Source organism: Algibacter sp. R77976, assembly GCF_044594645.1.
Taxonomy (GTDB): Bacteria; Bacteroidota; Bacteroidia; order Flavobacteriales; family Flavobacteriaceae; genus Algibacter_B.
Genome location: NZ_CP138989.1, coordinates 1,267,976 through 1,286,680, shown reverse-complemented (window position 1 = coordinate 1,286,680; position 18,705 = coordinate 1,267,976). Strand labels below are relative to the sequence as shown.

Sequence of the window (18,705 nt, the reverse complement as noted above, 5' to 3'; positions counted from 1 at the left end):
ATGAAACAGCTATATATCCTATTATTTTCACTTGTTTTAGTGGCTTGTGGAAATTCAGAAAAAAACAATGAAACGCTACAAAAAGATTCATACCCAAATTACATTGTAATTACGCAATCGCAGTTTTCTAGCGGACAAATGCAACTAGGAAAACTTGAAGAACAATTGTTTTTCCAAAGTATTAAAACTACCGGAATAATTGATGTTCCGCCACAAAACAAAGCGGTTATTAGTACCTTTATGGGAGGTTACATTACAAAAACACCATTGTTAGTTGGAGACAAAGTAAAAAAAGGACAGGTTTTATTATCCTTAGAAAATCCAGAATTTGTTGAAATGCAACAGCAATATTTAGAAATTGCAGAACAGCTTAACTACTTAAAATCTGAATATAACAGACAAAAAACACTTTTTGATGAAAACATTACGTCTCAAAAAAATTATTTAAAAGCTGAAAGTGCCTATAAAAGTAGTTTAGCGAATTATAATGGGTTACGTAAAAAATTGGCTATGTTAAACATTAACCCAAAATATGTTGAGCAAGGTCGCATCACATCAACTATAAATTTATTTTCTCCAATTGAAGGCTTTATAACCAAAGTAAATATTAGTAATGGCATGCCTGTTTCACCTTCAGATATCATCATGGAAATTATAGATACCGACCATATTCATTTAGAATTATCAGTTTTCGAAAAAGATATTTTGAATATAAAAAAGGGGCAAAAAATACAATTTAAAATCCCTGAAGCGTCCAAAAAAACTTTTAAAGCAGAAGTTCATTTAGTTGGCACTACTATAGATGAAACTTCAAGGATTGTTCAAGTTCATGGTCATATTTTAAATGAAGAACAAGCTAATTTTATAGTTGGTATGTTTGCAGAAGCAGATATTATAACTCAGGCAAACACGAGCTTAGCATTGCCAAAAGATGCCATAATTGAAGTTGAAAATGAGAATTTTGTTTTGGCTTTAAAAGAAAAAAATGGTGATGATTATTATTTTGAAAAAATTAAAATAGAAATAGAAAATCAAACCGAAAACTACGTTGCCGTATTAAACACTAATAATTTAACTAATAAAGATATTTTAATAAAAGGCGGTTTTATGCTATTGAGTGAAGGTGAGGAATAAAAGTTTTAAAACTTAGAACTGTCAATTTTTTCAAATACTGAAATAATAGATTTCACAGCTTCAATGTAAAATTCTGGATGAATATTTTCGTAATCATCGGTAGGTTCATGATAATCTTTATGGTCTTCAACTCCGAAATATAAAAATGGAATGCCTTTTTTATGAAAACTAGCGTGATCGGAAGCGTTAGTCCAATTCTCTAATCCATCATAACCATCATGACCACCTATTAGTTTTATTTTAGATGAAGTCTTCAATTTAGAAATTAAATACTTTAAATTCTTGTTAAGAGAAGTACCTACAGCGAATAATTCATTTTTATCGCTTCGACTTATCATATCCATATTTAAATTCACCATAATATCCTTTGAAGAAATAATAGAATGATTCACAAAATATTTAGAGCCTTGAAGTCCTAACTCCTCACCATCAAAAGCCGCTAAAATAACGGAATGTTTTGGCGGATGTTTTTTAAAATATTCCGCGAAAGCGAATAAGGCACTTATTCCAGAAGCATTATCATCTGCACCATTAAAAATTTTTCCGTTTTTAACACCCTCATGATCATAATGCGCACTTAAAACAATATACTTTTTAGAATATTCTGTACCCTTAATAAGTCCTAATACATTAACCGCATTATAGGCTTTTTTCTTTTTTGTAAATAAGAATTGTTGCTCAAACGTCTTGCCTAAAGGTTTAACGTTAAGCGAATGAAATTGATTAATAATATATTTTCTGGCTTTAATTGCACCTTCAGCACCCGTTCTTCTACCTTCAAATGCATCAGAAGACAATGATTTAACATGCTTTAATAAAGACATTTCATCAAACTGAGAAGCAGATTGATTAAGTTCTGATTGGGCAAAAATGTCTGTTCCTTGTATAGCTAAACAGAGTACTAGTGCTAAAAGAATTCTAAACATATAAAGTAATAGTGACTAAATATAACTAATAAATTACACTTATTTAAATAACAAAGCCCATACCAAAAAGTTGATATGGGCTTAAATGTTTTATAATTAATTACTACTTAACAGCAGCTTTCATTAATTCTCTATTCATTCTAGCAATGTTCTCTAGTGAAATGCCTTTTGGACATTCTACCTCACATGCTCCTGTGTTGGTACAGTTACCAAAACCTTCTAAATCCATTTGCGCTACCATGTTTTTAACACGATCTGCAGCTTCTACTTGCCCTTGCGGTAATAAAGCATATTGAGATACTTTAGCTCCAACAAACAACATAGCACTTGAGTTTTTACAGGTTGCTACACAAGCACCACAACCAATACATGTTGCTGCATCCATAGCTTCGTCTGCCGCATGTTTAGATATAGGAAGTGAATTTGCATCCTGAGTGTTTCCTGATGTATTTACAGATATATAACCTCCAGCATGCTGAATACGCTCAAAAGCCATTCTATCTACTACTAAATCTTTTATAACTGGAAATGCTGCTGCTCTAAATGGCTCGATAGTTATTGTATCACCATCTTTAAACATTCGCATGTGTAATTGACATGTAGTTATGCCTCTATCTGGACCATGTGCTTCTCCGTTTATATACATAGAGCACATTCCACAGATACCTTCTCGACAATCATGATCGAAAGCTACTGGCTCTTCACCAGAGTTGACTAACTGCTCATTCAAAACATCCATCATTTCAAGAAAAGACATATGTTCTGAAATTTCAGTTACTTTATAATCGACCATTTGACCCTTTGATTTTGAGTCTTTTTGTCTCCAAATTTTAAGTGTTAAATTCATAGGTCTTTCTTATTTGTATGAACGTTGTTTAAGTTCGATATCTTTAAATTCTAATTCTTCTTTATGTAATTCTGCATCGGCAGGTTCTCCTTTATATTCCCAAGCAGAAACAAAAGCAAAGTCTTTATCATTACGTTTTGCTTCTCCTTTTTGAGGCCCATCTAATTCAGCAGATTCTTCTCTAAAGTGCCCTCCACAAGATTCTGCTCTTGTTAACGCATCTTTAGCAAACAATTCTCCTAACTCTAAGAAATCGGCAACACGACCAGCTTTTTCAAGTTCTGGATTCATTTCATTTGCTGATCCAGGAACTGAAACATCTTTCCAGAATTCTTCGCGAATGGCTTTAATTTCAACCATGGCTTCTTTCAATCCTTTTTCGTTTCTAGACATTCCACATTTATCCCACATCACTTTACCAAGTTTCTTGTGGAAGTAATCTACAGATTTAGTTCCTTTATTACTTACAAAGAATTCTATTTTGTCTTTTACTTCTTTTTCAGCTTCTTCAAACTCTTTGGTATCCGTCGATATTTCACCTGTTCGAATATCATCAGCTAAGTAATCACCAATCGTATATGGTAAAACAAAATACCCATCGGCTAAACCTTGCATTAAAGCAGAAGCTCCAAGTCTGTTTGCACCATGATCAGAGAAGTTAGCCTCACCTATACAATACAACCCTGGAACGGTTGTCATTAAGTTATAGTCAACCCAAACACCTCCCATAGTATAGTGTACTGCTGGGTAAATCATCATTGGTGTTTTGTATGGATTTTGATCTACAATCTTCTCATACATTTGGAATAAGTTTCCATATTTAGCCTCAACTATAGCTCGACCCAATTCGTATATCTTCTCTTCTGAAGGATTTGATATATTTTGAATCTTAGCTTGCTCTTTTCCGTAACGTTCAAAGGCAGCAGCAAAATCTAAATACACAGCTTCTCCTGTAGCATTTACCCCATAACCAGCATCGCAACGCTCTTTTGCAGCACGAGATGCCACATCACGAGGTACTAAGTTTCCAAAGGCTGGATAGCGACGCTCTAAGTAATAATCTCTTTCATCTTCAGACAAATCCGTTGGTTTTTTACGCCCTTCACGAATTGCTTTTACATCCTCTAAATTTTTAGGCACCCAGATACGCCCATCGTTTCTTAAAGATTCAGACATTAAGGTTAACTTAGACTGATAATCTCCCGAACGGGGAATACATGTTGGGTGAATTTGTGTGTAACAAGGGTTTGCAAAAAACGCACCCTTTTTATGAATTTTCCATGAAGCAGTAACATTACTACCCATAGCATTTGTTGAAAGGAAATATACATTTCCATACCCACCAGTTGCGATAACTACGGCATGTGCAGAATGACGCTCAATTTCTCCAGTTATTAAATTTCTAGCTATAATTCCTCTTGCTTTTCCATCTACTTTTACAACATCAAGCATTTCGTGACGATTGAACATTTCAATCTTACCACGAGCAATTTGACGGTTCATTGCAGAATATGCACCTAATAATAGTTGCTGCCCTGTTTGTCCTTTAGCATAAAACGTTCTAGAAACTAATACACCACCGAATGAACGGTTATCTAATAACCCACCATAATCACGAGCAAAAGGAACACCTTGAGCAACACATTGGTCAATTATATTAGAAGAAACCTCAGCTAAACGATAAACGTTAGCTTCACGAGAACGGTAATCGCCTCCTTTTACGGTATCATAAAACAATCTATAAGTTGAATCACCATCACCTTGATAGTTTTTAGCTGCATTAATACCTCCTTGTGCTGCAATAGAGTGTGCACGTCTTGGAGAATCTTGATAAGCAAATGCTTTTACATTGTATCCTAACTCAGCTAATGTTGCTGCAGCAGAACCTCCAGCTAAACCTGTTCCTACTACAATAATGTCGATATGACGTTTGTTTGCAGGATTAACAAGGTTAATATGATTTTTATAATCTGTCCATTTATCTTGAATTGGACCCTTAGGTACTTTTGAATCTAATGTTGCCATATCTATGATAATACGTATTTAAGGTGATGATAAAGTGCAATAATTATAAATCCTAATGGGATTATAATTGAATAGGCTTTCCCTATATTTTGTAATGTTTTCTTTCTACCAGCGGTTACTCCCATAGATTGAAAAGCAGAAGTAAAACCATGTGCTAAATGCAATCCTAAAAGAATGAATGCCAAAACATAAGCTATAGTTCTAATGTGACTATGAAACTTCTCTACTAATTCATTGAAATATCTAAATTCACCATGATGCAATCCCGACATGTCGCCAACTACATATTTAGTGTTTAATTCTGGAATCCAGAAATCGATAAAGTGAAGTACAATAAATGCTAATATTGCCAAGCCACTATAAATCATATTTCTACTCATCCAAGTAGAATTTGCAGCACCATTGTTTTTGGCATATTTAACACCATTAGCTTTCTTATTTTTTAACTCTAGTACAAATCCCATGATAAAGTGGAATACTACACCGAAAATTAAAACCGGTTGTAGTGCAAATTGTACTAACGGATTTGTTCCCATAAAATGGGATAATTCATTAAAAACCTCTTCACTAAAAAGTGAAGTGATGTTTACCGCTAAATGAATAATTAAGAAAAACATTAGGAAGAATGCTGAAAGTGCCATAGCAATTTTTCTTCCAATCGAAGATTTAAAAAATCCGCCCATTTTTTTGAAGTTATTTTTTTGGTTTTAACAAAGGTAGTTATGGACGGACTCTTAGACAAATAACAATTGTCATGTTTTTATTATTTAGAATGATTTTAAAGAGAAATTAAATTATTGTTAATTCTTAATCATATGGAATTCTTCCAAAGAACTATTAAAAGATGGTTTAAATACTATAATTAATAGGCTTAACAGCATTTCACAAATAAATAAAAAACGAATAATTAAAGAATAAAGAAGACCAATTAAATGATCTTCTTTATTTTATTTTGACTCTTTAGCTAATAGAATATTAATCGATAATAAGTTTTTTAGTTATAACGGCAATATCTGAATGAATATTCACAAAATAAATCCCTTTTGAAGTGTTTTTCAAATTAATAGATTTTAAGCGGTTCGTATTATTAATATTGTGCTTAGAAATAAGCCGGCCACTAACATCATAAATAACAACTTTCTCTAAATTATTTGTTCCATCAGTACTTATAAAGAGACTACCGTTAGTTGGATTTGGATACATTTTTACACCAGCATTTAATTCATCCTCATTAACCCCTAAAGAACAACTACCAGAATAATTAGTCATTAAGGATTGATTGCATACTCGAGTATTTGTGCTGTTATCTTGTATGTTTTTTGCAAGCACCAAATTATAATCATCTAAATTTCTTAATGATTCTCCTTCTGCTATAGCATAATGCATTACATTATTGGTATCAATAATATGATCTAATTGCCTACAATGCCCTAATTCGTGTAGTGCTACACTCTCAAAATCATACTCAGTACTTTTAGGGCTTTGTGTATAATAATTCCAATTTGTTTCATCATCAAATACAATGTCAAATTCTTTTATATACCATTCAAAAACGGGTACTCTATCGACTATAGTTGTACATCTAGAGTAATAGCTGGTTCTTTGGCCTAAAACTGTATCTGGCAAATCCTCATCTGAATTTGGACTTGTACTATTATCAAACGTTATAACATTTTTACCGTCTGAAATAGATTTATACTTAGCATTAGAACCTGACACTATGCTTGACTCATCGAGACTCCAATTTATATGAGATTCACAACTCCATGTTTTTAAAGCCCTAATAAAAGTGTTTTTGGCTTCGGTATTTTGAGCAAAATTTGATGTCATTTGCCAAGTATAGCCGCCATTTCCATTATTACTTACAAGTTGTGTTTGGTAAGCAATATTATCACTAATAATATTCGCTTGAGCAGAATTAATTTATAGCGTATTACTTGAAGTAAAATTACTTCCATCATTATGTGTAATTCTAATTTCTCCTGTTCCAGCTTCAGATGGGACTTCTACAGTAATTTTTGTGTCTTCCCAAGATAACACTTGAGCATCTAACGCATAAATAAAGCTTTTTCCTCCATTATCTGCATTTCTAAAACCTACATTACCTTTTATAGTCCCAAAATTAGAACCATTAATTGTTAAAATAGATTTTGTTCCTGAGGACAAGGTTGTGGGAGAAAAACTCGAAACTTCTATCAGTAAGCCACCTACCTTATTAGATATTAGTAATTTACTTTCTACATCAAAATCAGACAATTGTATATAATCTGTCTTTGTTTGACGCTTTATCTCTTTATATATTCCTTCAATAATTCCTTGTTTTGAAGTAAACTGATTTACAGCTATATTTTTAGGAAAATCATATTTATAAAATCCCTGTACCGAACCATAAGCTTTAAATTGTTTTATGTTTGATTGTGGTTGAGACTCCAATTCTACTAGGTTATCAAACAAAGTAAAAACACCAACATCATTAACACTTAACTTTAAACTTGGATAAACAATTTGAGCATCTGAATCTACAACACCTCCCGGTGTTATGACCTCTATAATTAACGAAGGATCTCCCTTAAACACCTTATACACCTCAATAGTATTAACTGAATATATTTTTTCATGATTTATATCCCAAAAAGATGTTTTCGAAATTACTTTTCCTTCTACAACAAAACTTGATTTTTCTATTTGCTGATTTAACGGTACTTCTTTCAACATTAACTGAGCCCATATAGATTCAGAAATTATTAAAAATAATAATAAACTAATTAGTTTGTGTTTTCTCATTCTCTCATTTTTTTTAGTTAAAAACTTACAATACTGAGGGAATGATTGTGATAACTTTATTTACGTAGAGATTTTATGTTATAGACTATAGAGAAATGTTAAAATCGATAAGATGCAAATCTTTGAAATCTTTTTATTACAGGGCAAAATATTAACTTAAACAAGTATGCAAATAAAAAAGCGGCATCAACACATAATGTATTGATGCCGCTTTTATAAACAGGTTTTAAAGAACCTATTCTATAATTAGCTTTTTAGTTGTATAGTTTACGCCCGAATGGACATTAACAAAATACATTCCTTTAGATGCTCCTGCCATATTAACAGGAATGGTTCCTGATGAAGATGTAGTTAAATCTAACTGTGATATTAATCTTCCACTAACGTCATATATTTCTACTTTATCTAAATTACCGGTTGATAATTTAATAAAGAATTGTTGATTTGCAGGGTTTGGGTAAATAGAAATACTGTTTTCAAGGTCGTACTCTTCAACATTTAACCCGCAAGCCCCAGAGTAATCAGTCATAGCCAAGACACTACATACAACACTAGATGTACTTCTATTTTGCACATTACCAGCTGCAATAATATTATTTGCTCCTAAAACTCTTTCATCCTGCCCATTAAAGAAACTATAATGCATCACATCATTATTCGAATCAATTACATGAGATAATTGATGACCATGACCCAATTCATGAAGTGCAACACTTTCAAAATCATATTCAGAATTACCTGTTGTACCAGTACCAAAATTCCAAGTTTCAACAGCACCAGAACCCGTATTATCAACATCATCATTAAACACAATATCCATTTCACTTACAAAAAAATCAATACTGGATCCGCCATTTACAAGACAACCTGAATAATGGGAAGTACAACGGCCTAAGACATTATCTGGTAATTCATCTCCAACATCAAATCTTATTACATTAACACCATCGTCTGCAATTTCATTAGTAGTTGTTGTGGCACCAATTACCCAATTAATACCAGTTTCACATCGCCATGTTTCAAAAGCTCTTAAAAAAGAAGCTTTTGCATTTGTATTTGCATCAAAACCTGTGAACATCTGCCATGTATACCCACCGGATGTATTATCATTTATATGTCTAACAGGATAAGCAACATCCAACCCGGCATTGGCTCCTGAAGTAGTTTGATTAGTTACAAGATTAGTCTCTGAGTAAGAAACCGTTAAAATACCATTAGAAGTAGCAGCATCACTTGAGCTATCCGTAACTCTAATTTTACCTGTTCCCGCTCCTGAAGGCACCTCAACAGTAATTTGTGTATCTGTCCATGTTAATACTTGTGTATCTAAAGCATCAACATAAAAACCTCCGCCACCTTCATCTGCATCAGAAAAACCAACTTTACCCTTCACAGTACCAAAACCAGAACCGCTAATGGTTAAAACCTCTTGTGTTCCTCCAGAAACAGTAGTTGGCGAAAACGTAATTCCACTTGGTACCAAACTAGTCTTGCTTTGTTTATTTGCTGATAGCTTTTTTTCAACATCAAAATTAGTCACATCAACAAAATCTGTTTTAGTGTAAGACATAATCTGCTTGTAAAACGACGACGTTATACCCACTTTTTTGTTAAATAGATTGGTTGCAATATCTCGATAAAGGTTATACTTATAAAAACCTAAACTACTTGAATACGGTTTATACTGTTTTTTAGACCCATGGCCTATTTCAATATTATTATTTTCAAGTATAAAAACACCAACATCATTTATATTTAATTTTAAACTAGGGGTAACAATTTCTGCATTAAAGCCAACAACACCTCCGGGAGTAACAACGTCTATTGTTGTTAAAACATCTCCTTTAAAAACTTTATGCACAAGTATGGTATTTAAAGTGTAAATATTCTTGTTTTCTTTATCCCAATATGACTTTTTTGATAAAACTTCCCCTTCGATAAGTAAACTTGAGTTTTTAATTTGCTTCTCTAACGAAACCTCCTTAATTAATCCCTGCGCATTTAAATTTAACAAACTACAGCCGAAAAATATTAAAAGAATAAGTAAAGGTTTTAACGTAATTTTTTTCATACTTCTTTTTAATTAAAATTAGAATAAAATAGCTGAGGGAATATCAAATATAGCAAATATAAATCTACTTTTTATTTATACATTTACATCAGTCGTAAAATTAAATTATAAATAACATGAAATATTCGCCAATAGACAAATCATTATTCGAAACTAACAGAGCAAAATTTATGGCAAAAATGATACCAAATAGTTTAGCCGTATTTAACTCTAACGACATATATCCAATAAGTGCAGATAGCGCCATGCCCTTTGAGCAGCACAGAGATATTTTTTATTTAAGTGGTGTAGACCAAGAAGAAAGTATTCTTGTACTTTTCCCTGATTGTCCAAAAGAAAAACACCGCGAAATACTATTTTTAAAAGAAACAAATGAACATATTGCTATTTGGGAAGGAGAAAAACTAACCAAAGAAAAAGCATTTGAAACTAGCGGTATAAAAACGGTGTATTGGCTTCAAGACATGGAAAAAATCATGTTTGAAATCATGACCCAATGCGATACCGTTTACATTAACACTAACGAACATTACCGCGCAAATGTTGAAACAGAAACACGAGAAGATCGGTTTACTAAATGGTTAAAAAATAAGTACCCTTCGCATTCGGTAGCAAAAAGCAGCCCGATACTTCAACGATTACGATCTATAAAAGAACCTACTGAAATTGATTTAATTCAAAAAGCTTGTGACATTACCGAAAAAGGATTTCGTAGAATTTTAGATTTTGTTAAACCTGGTGTTTGGGAATTTGAAATTGAAGCAGAATTTATTCATGAATTTTTGCGCCATCGTTCTAAAAAGTTTGCCTACACCCCTATTATTGCATCTGGCAATAACGCCAATGTTTTACACTATATAGAAAACAACCAGAAATGTAATGCTGGTGATTTAATTTTAATGGATGTAGGTGCAGAATATGCTAATTACTCAAGCGATATGACACGAAGCGTACCCGTTTCTGGTCGCTTTTCTGAAAGACAAAAAGCAGTTTACAACGCCGTACTTCACGTTAAAAATGAAGCAACAAAAATGCTTGTTCCGGGAACTGATTGGGCTGATTATCATGTTGAAGTTGGAAAAATTATGACTCATGAATTGTTAAACTTAAGCTTAATAGATAAAGCCGATGTACAAAACGAAAACCCAGAATGGCCAGCTTATAAAAAGTATTTTATGCATGGCACCAGCCACCACATGGGGTTAGATACTCATGATTATGGTATTTTAACAGAACCTATGCAAGCGAATATGGTATTTACTGTTGAACCAGGAATTTATATTCCTGATGAAAGTTTTGGAATAAGACTAGAAGACGATGTTGTGATTCAACAATCTGGAGTCCCTATAAACCTTATGAAAAACATACCTATTGAGGTTGAAGAGATTGAAGACATCATGAATTCATAAAAATTAAAAAGGGTCGTTTTATAAAACGACCCTTTTGCTTACAACACTAATATTATATTTTATAGAGTGACTAATTCAAATAAATAATCGTTTAGTTTTTGTAGCGTTGCAATTTTATGTTTAGAATCTATTAATAAGGAAATATTATTATTACTTCCGCCATAAGAAATCATTCTAATTTTTACATCTTGTAATATTTTAAATAACTTGTACGTTTCTTGATGATTAACTACTGACTGACCAACCAAGCAAACAATACTTTGGTTTTTATCTACTTCAATTGATGCTATTTTATCAAGCTCCGCCAAAATTGTATCTAAGTTTTTATCATCATCTATGGTTAACGAAACAGCTACTTCTGATGTTGTAATCATATCAATAGACGTTTCATTGGTCGCAAAAATTTCAAAAACTTTCTGCAAAAAACCATGTGCTTGTAACATTCTAGCAGACTTAATTTTAATTGCTGTAATATTATCTTTGGCCGCAATAGCTTTAATACCATTTTCTGACGTACTACTTGAAATCAAAGTTCCATGAGCATCAGGCTTCATAGTGTTTTTTAATCGAACAGGAATACTGTCTTTTCTAACTGGAGTTACGGTTTGTGGATGTAATATTTTAGCCCCAAAGTAAGCTAACTCTGCTGCTTCTTCAAAAGATAAATTCGAAATAGCTTTCGTGTTTTCAACATATCTAGGGTCGTTGTTATGCATACCATCAATATCTGTCCAGATTTGAACTTCTTCAGCCCTAATGGCTGCTCCAATAATGGTTGCTGTATAATCACTTCCACCTCTTTGAAGGTTTGAAATTTCACCATCAACATCTAAACAAATAAATCCTTGTGTTATATATATTTCAGAATCTTCTGCTTGTTCTAAAACACTTTTAAAGTGTGTTTCTATATAATCAGAATCTGGCTCTTTGAACGCATCAATTCTCATAAAATCTAAAGCTGGTAATAAGGTTGCACTTACACCTTCTTGCTTTAAATAACTATTAAACATAAAGGTTGAAAGTAGCTCACCTTGTGCTAAAATTTTATTTTCTAAGGTTTCAGAGAAATTTTCAGCAGTACATTCAACTAATAATTCAAAAATACTAGAAACGTAATTTTTAACTTCAGAATTTAAAAGCGAATCATTTAAAAGCTCATCAATCGTTTTAAAATAAGATTCATGTAAACTATTAATCTTATCAATAGCATTGTTTGACTCGCCATTACTAATATCTTTTGCAATGGCAACTAATTGATTTGTAGTCCCAGACATAGCAGAAAGTACAACTACTTTTTTACCTCCGTCGTTAATTATTTCTTTAACGTTGCTCATATTTTTAACAGAGCCTACTGATGTTCCTCCAAATTTTAATACTTTCATCTGTTTATTTTAAGTTTACAGAATTGTTCGATATAACCTCGATAAGAAAAAACAATCAAGCCATTTTGCTTTTAAAGATTATTTTTAATCATAGCGGTTTCATTTTCACTAATTTATAACACAAAACTATAACTCATTTACTTAACAAGGATATTTTTGATAAAAAAAAGTTATTTTTGCACAGATTGTTAAATAATTAACATCTAAGAAAGCCAAGCACATGAAAACAGTATCAAATTGTGTTGAAGATATTTTAATAACACAGCCTTATTTAGAAGAAGCACTATCAAGAAACATAATAAATTTTAGTGCACTCGCCATAGAACTTGTTGAACCAATTAGCAAAATGCTAAAAAAAGACGTTAAACCTGGTGCTATTATGATGGCTTTAAGACGCTACAACCCACCTGTTACTTTAGGTAATTCTATTAAAATGAAACGGGTTATCCAGAATCTTGGGGATATTACGGTGCGATCAAATCTTACTGATTTTACGGTAAGAAATTCCAAAACTTTAATTGACAATCATGCCAAAATTTTAGAGCGCATTAACAAAGAGGATAAATTATTTTACGCTTTTACTCGAGGTATTCATGAAAGCACCATTGTGGTTTCCAGTAGCTTGAATGATTTTATAAATGAACATCTTAAAAACGAATCGTTTATTGCTGTACAAGAAAATCTCTCTGCAATAAGCATAAACCTTCCACAAGACAACTCAAAAATAGCAGGTTTGTATTATCATTTTTTTAAACGATTAGCTTGGGAAGGCATTGTATTATACGAAGTCCTTTCAACAACAAACGAATTTACTATTTTAGTTGAAGACGAGTTTGTAGACAAAGCATTTACTGCTATTAAAAGAGTTAAATCTTAATTATTTTTTACTCTTTTCGAATAAATTCACTAATAAAAAAGTAATAATTGCAGGTATAACCCATCCTAAATTTTGATTTGCTAAAGGAATTATTGATTTAATAGGTTCTAAATTTTCAGGAGGAATAACAAACCCTAAAAAATCTGGAATACTAAAAATAAAAGTTATAAAAACAACCCATTTAAACACAAGTGCCGTTGCCAATTTTTCTGGAATAACATTTAATAAAATAAGTGCTATACAAATAGGATAAATAAACATTAGGACTGGCAATGCAATGTCTATAATATATTTTACGTCCATTTGTCCGACTACAACTCCAACAATACAGCAAAAAATAGCCGTTAATAAATACGCGTTTTTAAAGGTGCTAAAATAGGCTTTAAAAAAATCTGCAAAACTAACAATAATAGCTATTGCTGTAGTAAAACATGCTACAGCTATTAAAATGCTTAAAAACGTCGAGCCAATTTCTCCTAAGGTTTTTACAGCTATTCCAGAGAGTAAATCGGTTCTAGATATACTGTCTTCAAATTGCCCACCATAAAAAGCCCCAACTGCTATTAAACCTGCGTAAATAATTAACAAGCCAAACATGGCAATTAACCCAGATTTAGCAACCATTATTTTTTTCTCAGAAAATGACAACTTATTTTTAGAAGTATTTATAGATACTAACACAACACCACCCATAATAATTCCCGCCATAGCATCGTAAGTCTGATACCCCTCTAACAAACCACTAATTAATGGCAATTCAAAACGCGATGGATTCATATTGGTTACTGGCGAAATAACACCTATAACTATTATAGCCAATAGTATTAAAACAATTATAGGCGTTAAATATTTACCTATTATACTTAATACTTTATTTCGGTTTATTACAAAAACGAATACTAATACAAAATATATTACACTAGTTAGTAAAGCACTTGTGCCAAAAAACGGAGCAATTGCCATTTCATGAGTAACTGCAGCGGTTCGGGGGCATGGTAAAGCAATCGTAATGGCAAACAGAAAAAAACAAAAGATTAAACTAAAAATTGGTGATACTTTTTTGCCAAAATCAAACATTGTACCCTGTAATCTAGCATGTGCAAAAATAGCTAGCAAAGGAATTATAGTTGCAGATATTATAAACCCAAGAGTTACTAGCCACCAATCTGGACCAGAATTGAAACCTAATAATGGCGGTAAGACTAAATTCCCTGCTCCAAAAAAGCCAGCAAATAAAGCAAACCCAAATACAAATGTTTCTTTAGTTTTATTCATTGTATGATTTTATCTTTGCCGAAGATAAATTAAAAATGATTTTAGAGTACAAAGGGATTAATATTTTTTATAAAGACCAAGGTAAAGGAATCGCCGTGGTTTTACTCCACGGTTTTTTAGAAAACGCTACGATGTGGAACCCATTTATTACAACACTTTCGCAAAAAAATAGAGTGGTTACTATAGATTTATTAGGACATGGTAATACTGGCTGTTTGGGCTATGTGCATACCATGGAACAAATGGCACAAACCGTTGATGCTGTATTAAAACATTTAAAAATTAAATCTTCCATTTTTATTGGACATTCTATGGGTGGTTATGTTGCACTTGCATTCGCAGAAAAAAGTCCTGAATCAATAAAAGGACTTTGCTTAATTAATTCTACCGCTAATGCAGACGATTTAGAAAAGAAGAAAAATAGAGATCGTGCTATTTTAGCGGTAAAGCAAAACCATAAAACATTTATTAGAATGGCTATTGGTAATTTATTTAGCCCAGAGAATAGAACTATTCATTTTGAAAAAATTAAAACACTTGTAAAGGATGCTCAAGAAATACCGCTTCAAGGTATAATCGCAGCACTAGAGGGAATGAAAATAAGAAAAAACAGAAAAGATCTTTTCCATACTGCTAACTATAAAAAAATGTTAATAGTTAGTAAAAAAGACCCTGTTTTAGATTACAAACAATTAATAGCTCAAACAGAAGAAACAAACGTAGAAATCGTAAAATTTCCTGACGGACACATGAGTTATATTGACAATGAAAAGTTATTCCTACAATACATAGTGTATTTCATCGAAAATTAGGAACTTTTTATCGATTTATTTGTTTTTTATTTTAATTTTATCTGAACCAAATGAATACTCATGAAAAAACCTACTTCCATTCCAAAATTGTATTGCAATATTTTTGGGCATGATTACGAAGTTACTAAACGGGTAACTTATCATGTTAAAGAATACACTTGCAGACATTGTAAAAAGGAATTAACAACAAACAGTAACGGACAATTAATAGAACTTACCCCTAAGTTTAGAGAGATTAATGACATATTAGAACGCATTCATACCTCAAGAACTGAACGTTTAAAGAAAAAAACCATCGCTTCATCGATTTATTAACTACATGTTAACATAATACATTGAATTTTAATACTTTTAGCTTTCTCTCTAAATTTATTAATAAGCGAACAACATGAAAAACATCCATTGTATGGTATTTGGGCATGACTACAAAGTAACTAGGCAAGTTACTTATCATGTACAGGAATACACGTGTAAAAACTGCAAAAAAGAACTTACTACAAACAGTAACGGAAATTTAACAGAACTTACCCCAAAATTCAAAGAAATAAATGACGTTCTTGAGCGTATTCATCACAAACGTTTAGTGAGAATTAGCAAAAAGAAAAAATCTAATAAATTGGAACAAACAACAGAACCAAATTTACTAGTTTTTAGTCATTAAAGTTTTTCCAACCTTGAGCTTTTATAGGAATTCTTGTATCTGCTCGAGTTACTAAATGCAAACCTTCTCTTTCCTCCTTAATAAATCCAATTACAGATATACTTGGATTAGCTTTTATTTTAGGAAAATCGTCTTGCGAAATAGTAAAAAGTAATTCATAATCTTCACCTCCGTTTAGCGCAACCGTTGTGCTATCAATATTAAACTCTTCACAAGTTGAAATAACTTGAGGATCTAAAGGAATTTTTTCTTCATATAAATCGCAACCTACTTTACTTTGTTTGCAGATATGGATAATTTCAGAAGACAAACCATCACTAACATCAATCATTGACGTAGGTTTAACACCCAAATCCTTCAATAATTTAATAATATCTTGTCTCGCTTCAGGCTTTAATTGTCTTTCAATTATATATGAATACCCATCTAAATCTGGTTGACTATTCGGGTTTACTTTATAAACTTCTTTTTCACGTTCTAAAACTTGAAGTCCCATATAAGCGCCACCCAAATCTCCAGAGACCACCAATAAATCATTTGGCTTAGCTCCACTTCTATACACAACATCATCACTTTCAATTTCACCAATTGCAGTAACAGAAATTAACAACCCCGTGTTTGAGGATGTTGTATCACCACCAATTAGATCTACATTATAAATATTTGCTGCTGTTTCAATACCCGCATACAAATCTTCCAAAGCTTCCAAAGGAAACCTGTTAGACACAGCAATAGAAACAGTTACTTGAGTTGCTTTAGCATTCATAGCATACACATCAGACAAATTAACCATAATCGCCTTGTACCCTAAATGCTTTAATGGCACATAACTTAAATCAAAATGCACACCTTCAACAAGTAAATCTGTAGTTACAACTACCTTTTTATTATCAAAATTTAAAACTGCTGAATCATCGCCAATACCTTTTACCGTTGAGGTTTGCTTTATTTTAAATTGCTTTGTTAAATGATCAATTAAGCCAAATTCTCCTAGATCGCTTAATTGAGTTCGCTGTTGATTTTTATCTTCTATCATATTGCAAAAATAAGAAGCTATATTTGTTTTTACTATCTTTATACTAAAACTAAATTAAGTTTGTTATAATAAGAAATCTTTCCATGAAATTTTTGCGCCCTATTTACACTACTTTTTTGGTATGCTTTTTAATTTCCTGCATACAATCTTGTAATGACGAACCAGTTGAAATGATTACTATTGTTGATACAGATAACGATGGCGTTGAAGATAGTGAAGACAACTGCCCGGCAATAGCAAATACAAATCAAGATGACGACGACCAAGATGGTATTGGGAATTTGTGTGATAGCGACTATGTAGACACAAATGCACCATTAGCAGTTTGCGAAAGTGGTTTTGCTGATATTTACCCTTGTAACGGTTACGATTTAATGGCAAATATACCTATAGACATATTTGGAGCTACTGCTGGTAATGATTGTTGGGGGTGGACAGATTCTACTACAGGAAAAGAATATGCTTTAATGGCAACTTCGCATAATACTGCTTTTGTAGACATTACAAAACCTAATGAGCCGGTTTACTTAGGAAATCTTCCTACCGCAACAACAAGTAGCCCATGGCGCGATGTTAAAGTATATAAAGACCATGCATTTATTGTTGCCGATTGTAGTCTAGGAAGAGACGCTACTTGTAACGACGACCATGGTATGCAAGTTTTTGATTTAACACGTTTAAGAAACGTACCCAGTCCTCCAGAAACCTTTACTGCAGACACTCATTTTACTGAGTTTGGTAAAGCACACAATATTGTAATTAATGAAGCTAGTGGCTATGCATATATTGTAGGAGCAAATAGGAATTCTACTTTTGCTGGTGGGCCAATATTTATAAATATTCAAAACCCTAAAAACCCCGTTTCTGAAGGCGGATTTTTAGAAGGCGGTTATTCTCATGATGCACAAGTTGTAACGTATAATGGCCCGGATACGGATTATTCAGGTAAAGAAATTTTAATTGGTAGTAATGAGAATGAAGTTGTAATTGCAGATGTTACAGATAAAGCTAACCCAACAATTATTTCTACTATTAGCTACAGTAATGTAGAGTATGCGCATCAAGGCTGGTTTTCTAAAGATATGAAATATTTTATTTTAGGCGATGAACTGGATGAGCGTAATATTGGAATTAACACCAAAACTATTGTTTTTGATTTTACCGATTTAGATAATCCCGCTTTTCATTTTAATTATTTTGGAACAAGCGCAGCCATAGACCATAATGGCTATGTAGAAAACAACACCTATTATTTTGCAAATTACCGAGCTGGTGTAAGAATGCTAGATATTTCTGAAATAGGGAGTAGCACATTTACAGAAGTTGGTTTTTTTGACACCTACCCTACCGATAATGGTACAGAATATAATGGTGCTTGGAGTATTTACCCGTATTTCTCTAGCGGAAATATAATAATAAGCGATATAGATAGAGGCTTATTCGTTATTAGAAAAAGCGGTACTTAA

The 18,705-nt window shown here is 32.4% G+C and carries 17 protein-coding genes; 7 read left to right on the top strand and 10 right to left on the bottom strand.

The features are described from left to right. A complete protein-coding gene (locus SJY43_RS05520; RefSeq protein ID WP_396602849.1) occupies positions 1-1,134 on the top strand; it encodes an efflux RND transporter periplasmic adaptor subunit in 1,134 nt (377 codons plus the stop codon). A gap of 5 nt (positions 1,135-1,139) precedes the next feature. Here the strand turns inward: SJY43_RS05520 and SJY43_RS05515 are convergent, their stop codons facing one another. The 7 genes from SJY43_RS05515 to SJY43_RS05485 form a co-directional block, all read right to left on the bottom strand. Continuing rightward, positions 1,140-2,060, bottom strand: coding sequence for a M28 family peptidase (locus SJY43_RS05515; RefSeq protein WP_396602848.1), 921 nt, complete (start codon positions 2,058-2,060; stop codon positions 1,140-1,142). A 103-nt stretch (positions 2,061-2,163) separates the two neighbouring features. After that, positions 2,164-2,907: a succinate dehydrogenase/fumarate reductase iron-sulfur subunit gene (locus SJY43_RS05510; protein ID WP_396602847.1), complete on the bottom strand. Its 744-nt coding sequence runs from the start codon at positions 2,905-2,907 to the stop codon at positions 2,164-2,166. A gap of 9 nt (positions 2,908-2,916) precedes the next feature. Beyond that, entirely contained in the window at positions 2,917-4,932 is a 2,016-nt protein-coding gene (locus SJY43_RS05505) for a fumarate reductase/succinate dehydrogenase flavoprotein subunit (RefSeq protein ID WP_396602846.1), read from the bottom strand. A 2-nt stretch (positions 4,933-4,934) separates the two neighbouring features. Further along, positions 4,935-5,615 carry a succinate dehydrogenase cytochrome b subunit gene (locus SJY43_RS05500; RefSeq protein WP_396602845.1) on the bottom strand — a complete coding sequence of 227 codons (681 nt, stop codon included), beginning with the start codon at positions 5,613-5,615 and terminating at the stop codon, positions 4,935-4,937. A 292-nt stretch (positions 5,616-5,907) separates the two neighbouring features. Continuing rightward, positions 5,908-6,762: a T9SS type A sorting domain-containing protein gene (locus tag SJY43_RS05495; RefSeq protein ID WP_396602844.1), complete on the bottom strand. Its 855-nt coding sequence runs from the start codon at positions 6,760-6,762 to the stop codon at positions 5,908-5,910. A 93-nt stretch (positions 6,763-6,855) separates the two neighbouring features. Continuing rightward, positions 6,856-7,716 carry an IPT/TIG domain-containing protein gene (locus tag SJY43_RS05490; RefSeq protein ID WP_396602843.1) on the bottom strand — a complete coding sequence of 287 codons (861 nt, stop codon included), beginning with the start codon at positions 7,714-7,716 and terminating at the stop codon, positions 6,856-6,858. 235 nt (positions 7,717-7,951) lie between these two features. Beyond that, a complete protein-coding gene (locus SJY43_RS05485; protein WP_396602842.1) occupies positions 7,952-9,787 on the bottom strand; it encodes a T9SS type A sorting domain-containing protein in 1,836 nt (611 codons plus the stop codon). 116 nt (positions 9,788-9,903) lie between these two features. Between SJY43_RS05485 and SJY43_RS05480 the strand changes: the two genes are divergently transcribed. Continuing rightward, the gene (locus tag SJY43_RS05480) at positions 9,904-11,196 is read left to right on the top strand and encodes an aminopeptidase P N-terminal domain-containing protein (RefSeq protein ID WP_396602841.1); all 1,293 of its coding nucleotides are present in this window, start codon (positions 9,904-9,906) and stop codon (positions 11,194-11,196) included. A gap of 59 nt (positions 11,197-11,255) precedes the next feature. On the opposite strand, the gene SJY43_RS05475 is transcribed toward SJY43_RS05480, so the two are convergent. Continuing rightward, positions 11,256-12,578: an aspartate kinase gene (locus tag SJY43_RS05475; protein ID WP_396602840.1), complete on the bottom strand. Its 1,323-nt coding sequence runs from the start codon at positions 12,576-12,578 to the stop codon at positions 11,256-11,258. A 220-nt stretch (positions 12,579-12,798) separates the two neighbouring features. Here SJY43_RS05475 and SJY43_RS05470 point away from each other — a divergent pair, with 220 nt between their 5' ends. Further along, positions 12,799-13,455 (top strand): hypothetical protein, encoded by a 657-nt coding sequence (locus tag SJY43_RS05470; RefSeq protein WP_396602839.1) that lies wholly within the window; start codon positions 12,799-12,801, stop codon positions 13,453-13,455. On the opposite strand, the gene brnQ is transcribed toward SJY43_RS05470, so the two are convergent. After that, a complete protein-coding gene (gene brnQ / locus SJY43_RS05465) occupies positions 13,456-14,730 on the bottom strand; it encodes a branched-chain amino acid transport system II carrier protein (RefSeq protein WP_396602838.1) in 1,275 nt (424 codons plus the stop codon). A 35-nt stretch (positions 14,731-14,765) separates the two neighbouring features. Here brnQ and SJY43_RS05460 point away from each other — a divergent pair, with 35 nt between their 5' ends. The 3 genes from SJY43_RS05460 (at position 14,766) to SJY43_RS05450 (ending at position 16,203) form a co-directional block, all read left to right on the top strand. Continuing rightward, the gene (locus SJY43_RS05460) at positions 14,766-15,542 is read left to right on the top strand and encodes an alpha/beta fold hydrolase (RefSeq protein ID WP_396602837.1); all 777 of its coding nucleotides are present in this window, start codon (positions 14,766-14,768) and stop codon (positions 15,540-15,542) included. A 60-nt stretch (positions 15,543-15,602) separates the two neighbouring features. Next, positions 15,603-15,857 carry a hypothetical protein gene (locus SJY43_RS05455; RefSeq protein ID WP_396602836.1) on the top strand — a complete coding sequence of 85 codons (255 nt, stop codon included), beginning with the start codon at positions 15,603-15,605 and terminating at the stop codon, positions 15,855-15,857. Between the two features lie 73 nt (positions 15,858-15,930). Then, on the top strand, positions 15,931-16,203 hold the full coding sequence (locus SJY43_RS05450; RefSeq protein WP_396602835.1) for a hypothetical protein: 273 nt from the start codon (positions 15,931-15,933) through the stop codon (positions 16,201-16,203). Here the strand turns inward: SJY43_RS05450 and thiL are convergent. After that, positions 16,193-17,239, bottom strand: coding sequence for a thiamine-phosphate kinase (thiL, locus tag SJY43_RS05445; protein WP_396602834.1), 1,047 nt, complete (start codon positions 17,237-17,239; stop codon positions 16,193-16,195). The genes SJY43_RS05450 and thiL overlap by 11 nt on opposite strands. Positions 17,240-17,322: 83 nt before the next feature. Between thiL and SJY43_RS05440 the strand changes: the two genes are divergently transcribed. Then, positions 17,323-18,705, top strand: coding sequence for a choice-of-anchor B family protein (locus SJY43_RS05440; protein ID WP_396602833.1), 1,383 nt, complete (start codon positions 17,323-17,325; stop codon positions 18,703-18,705).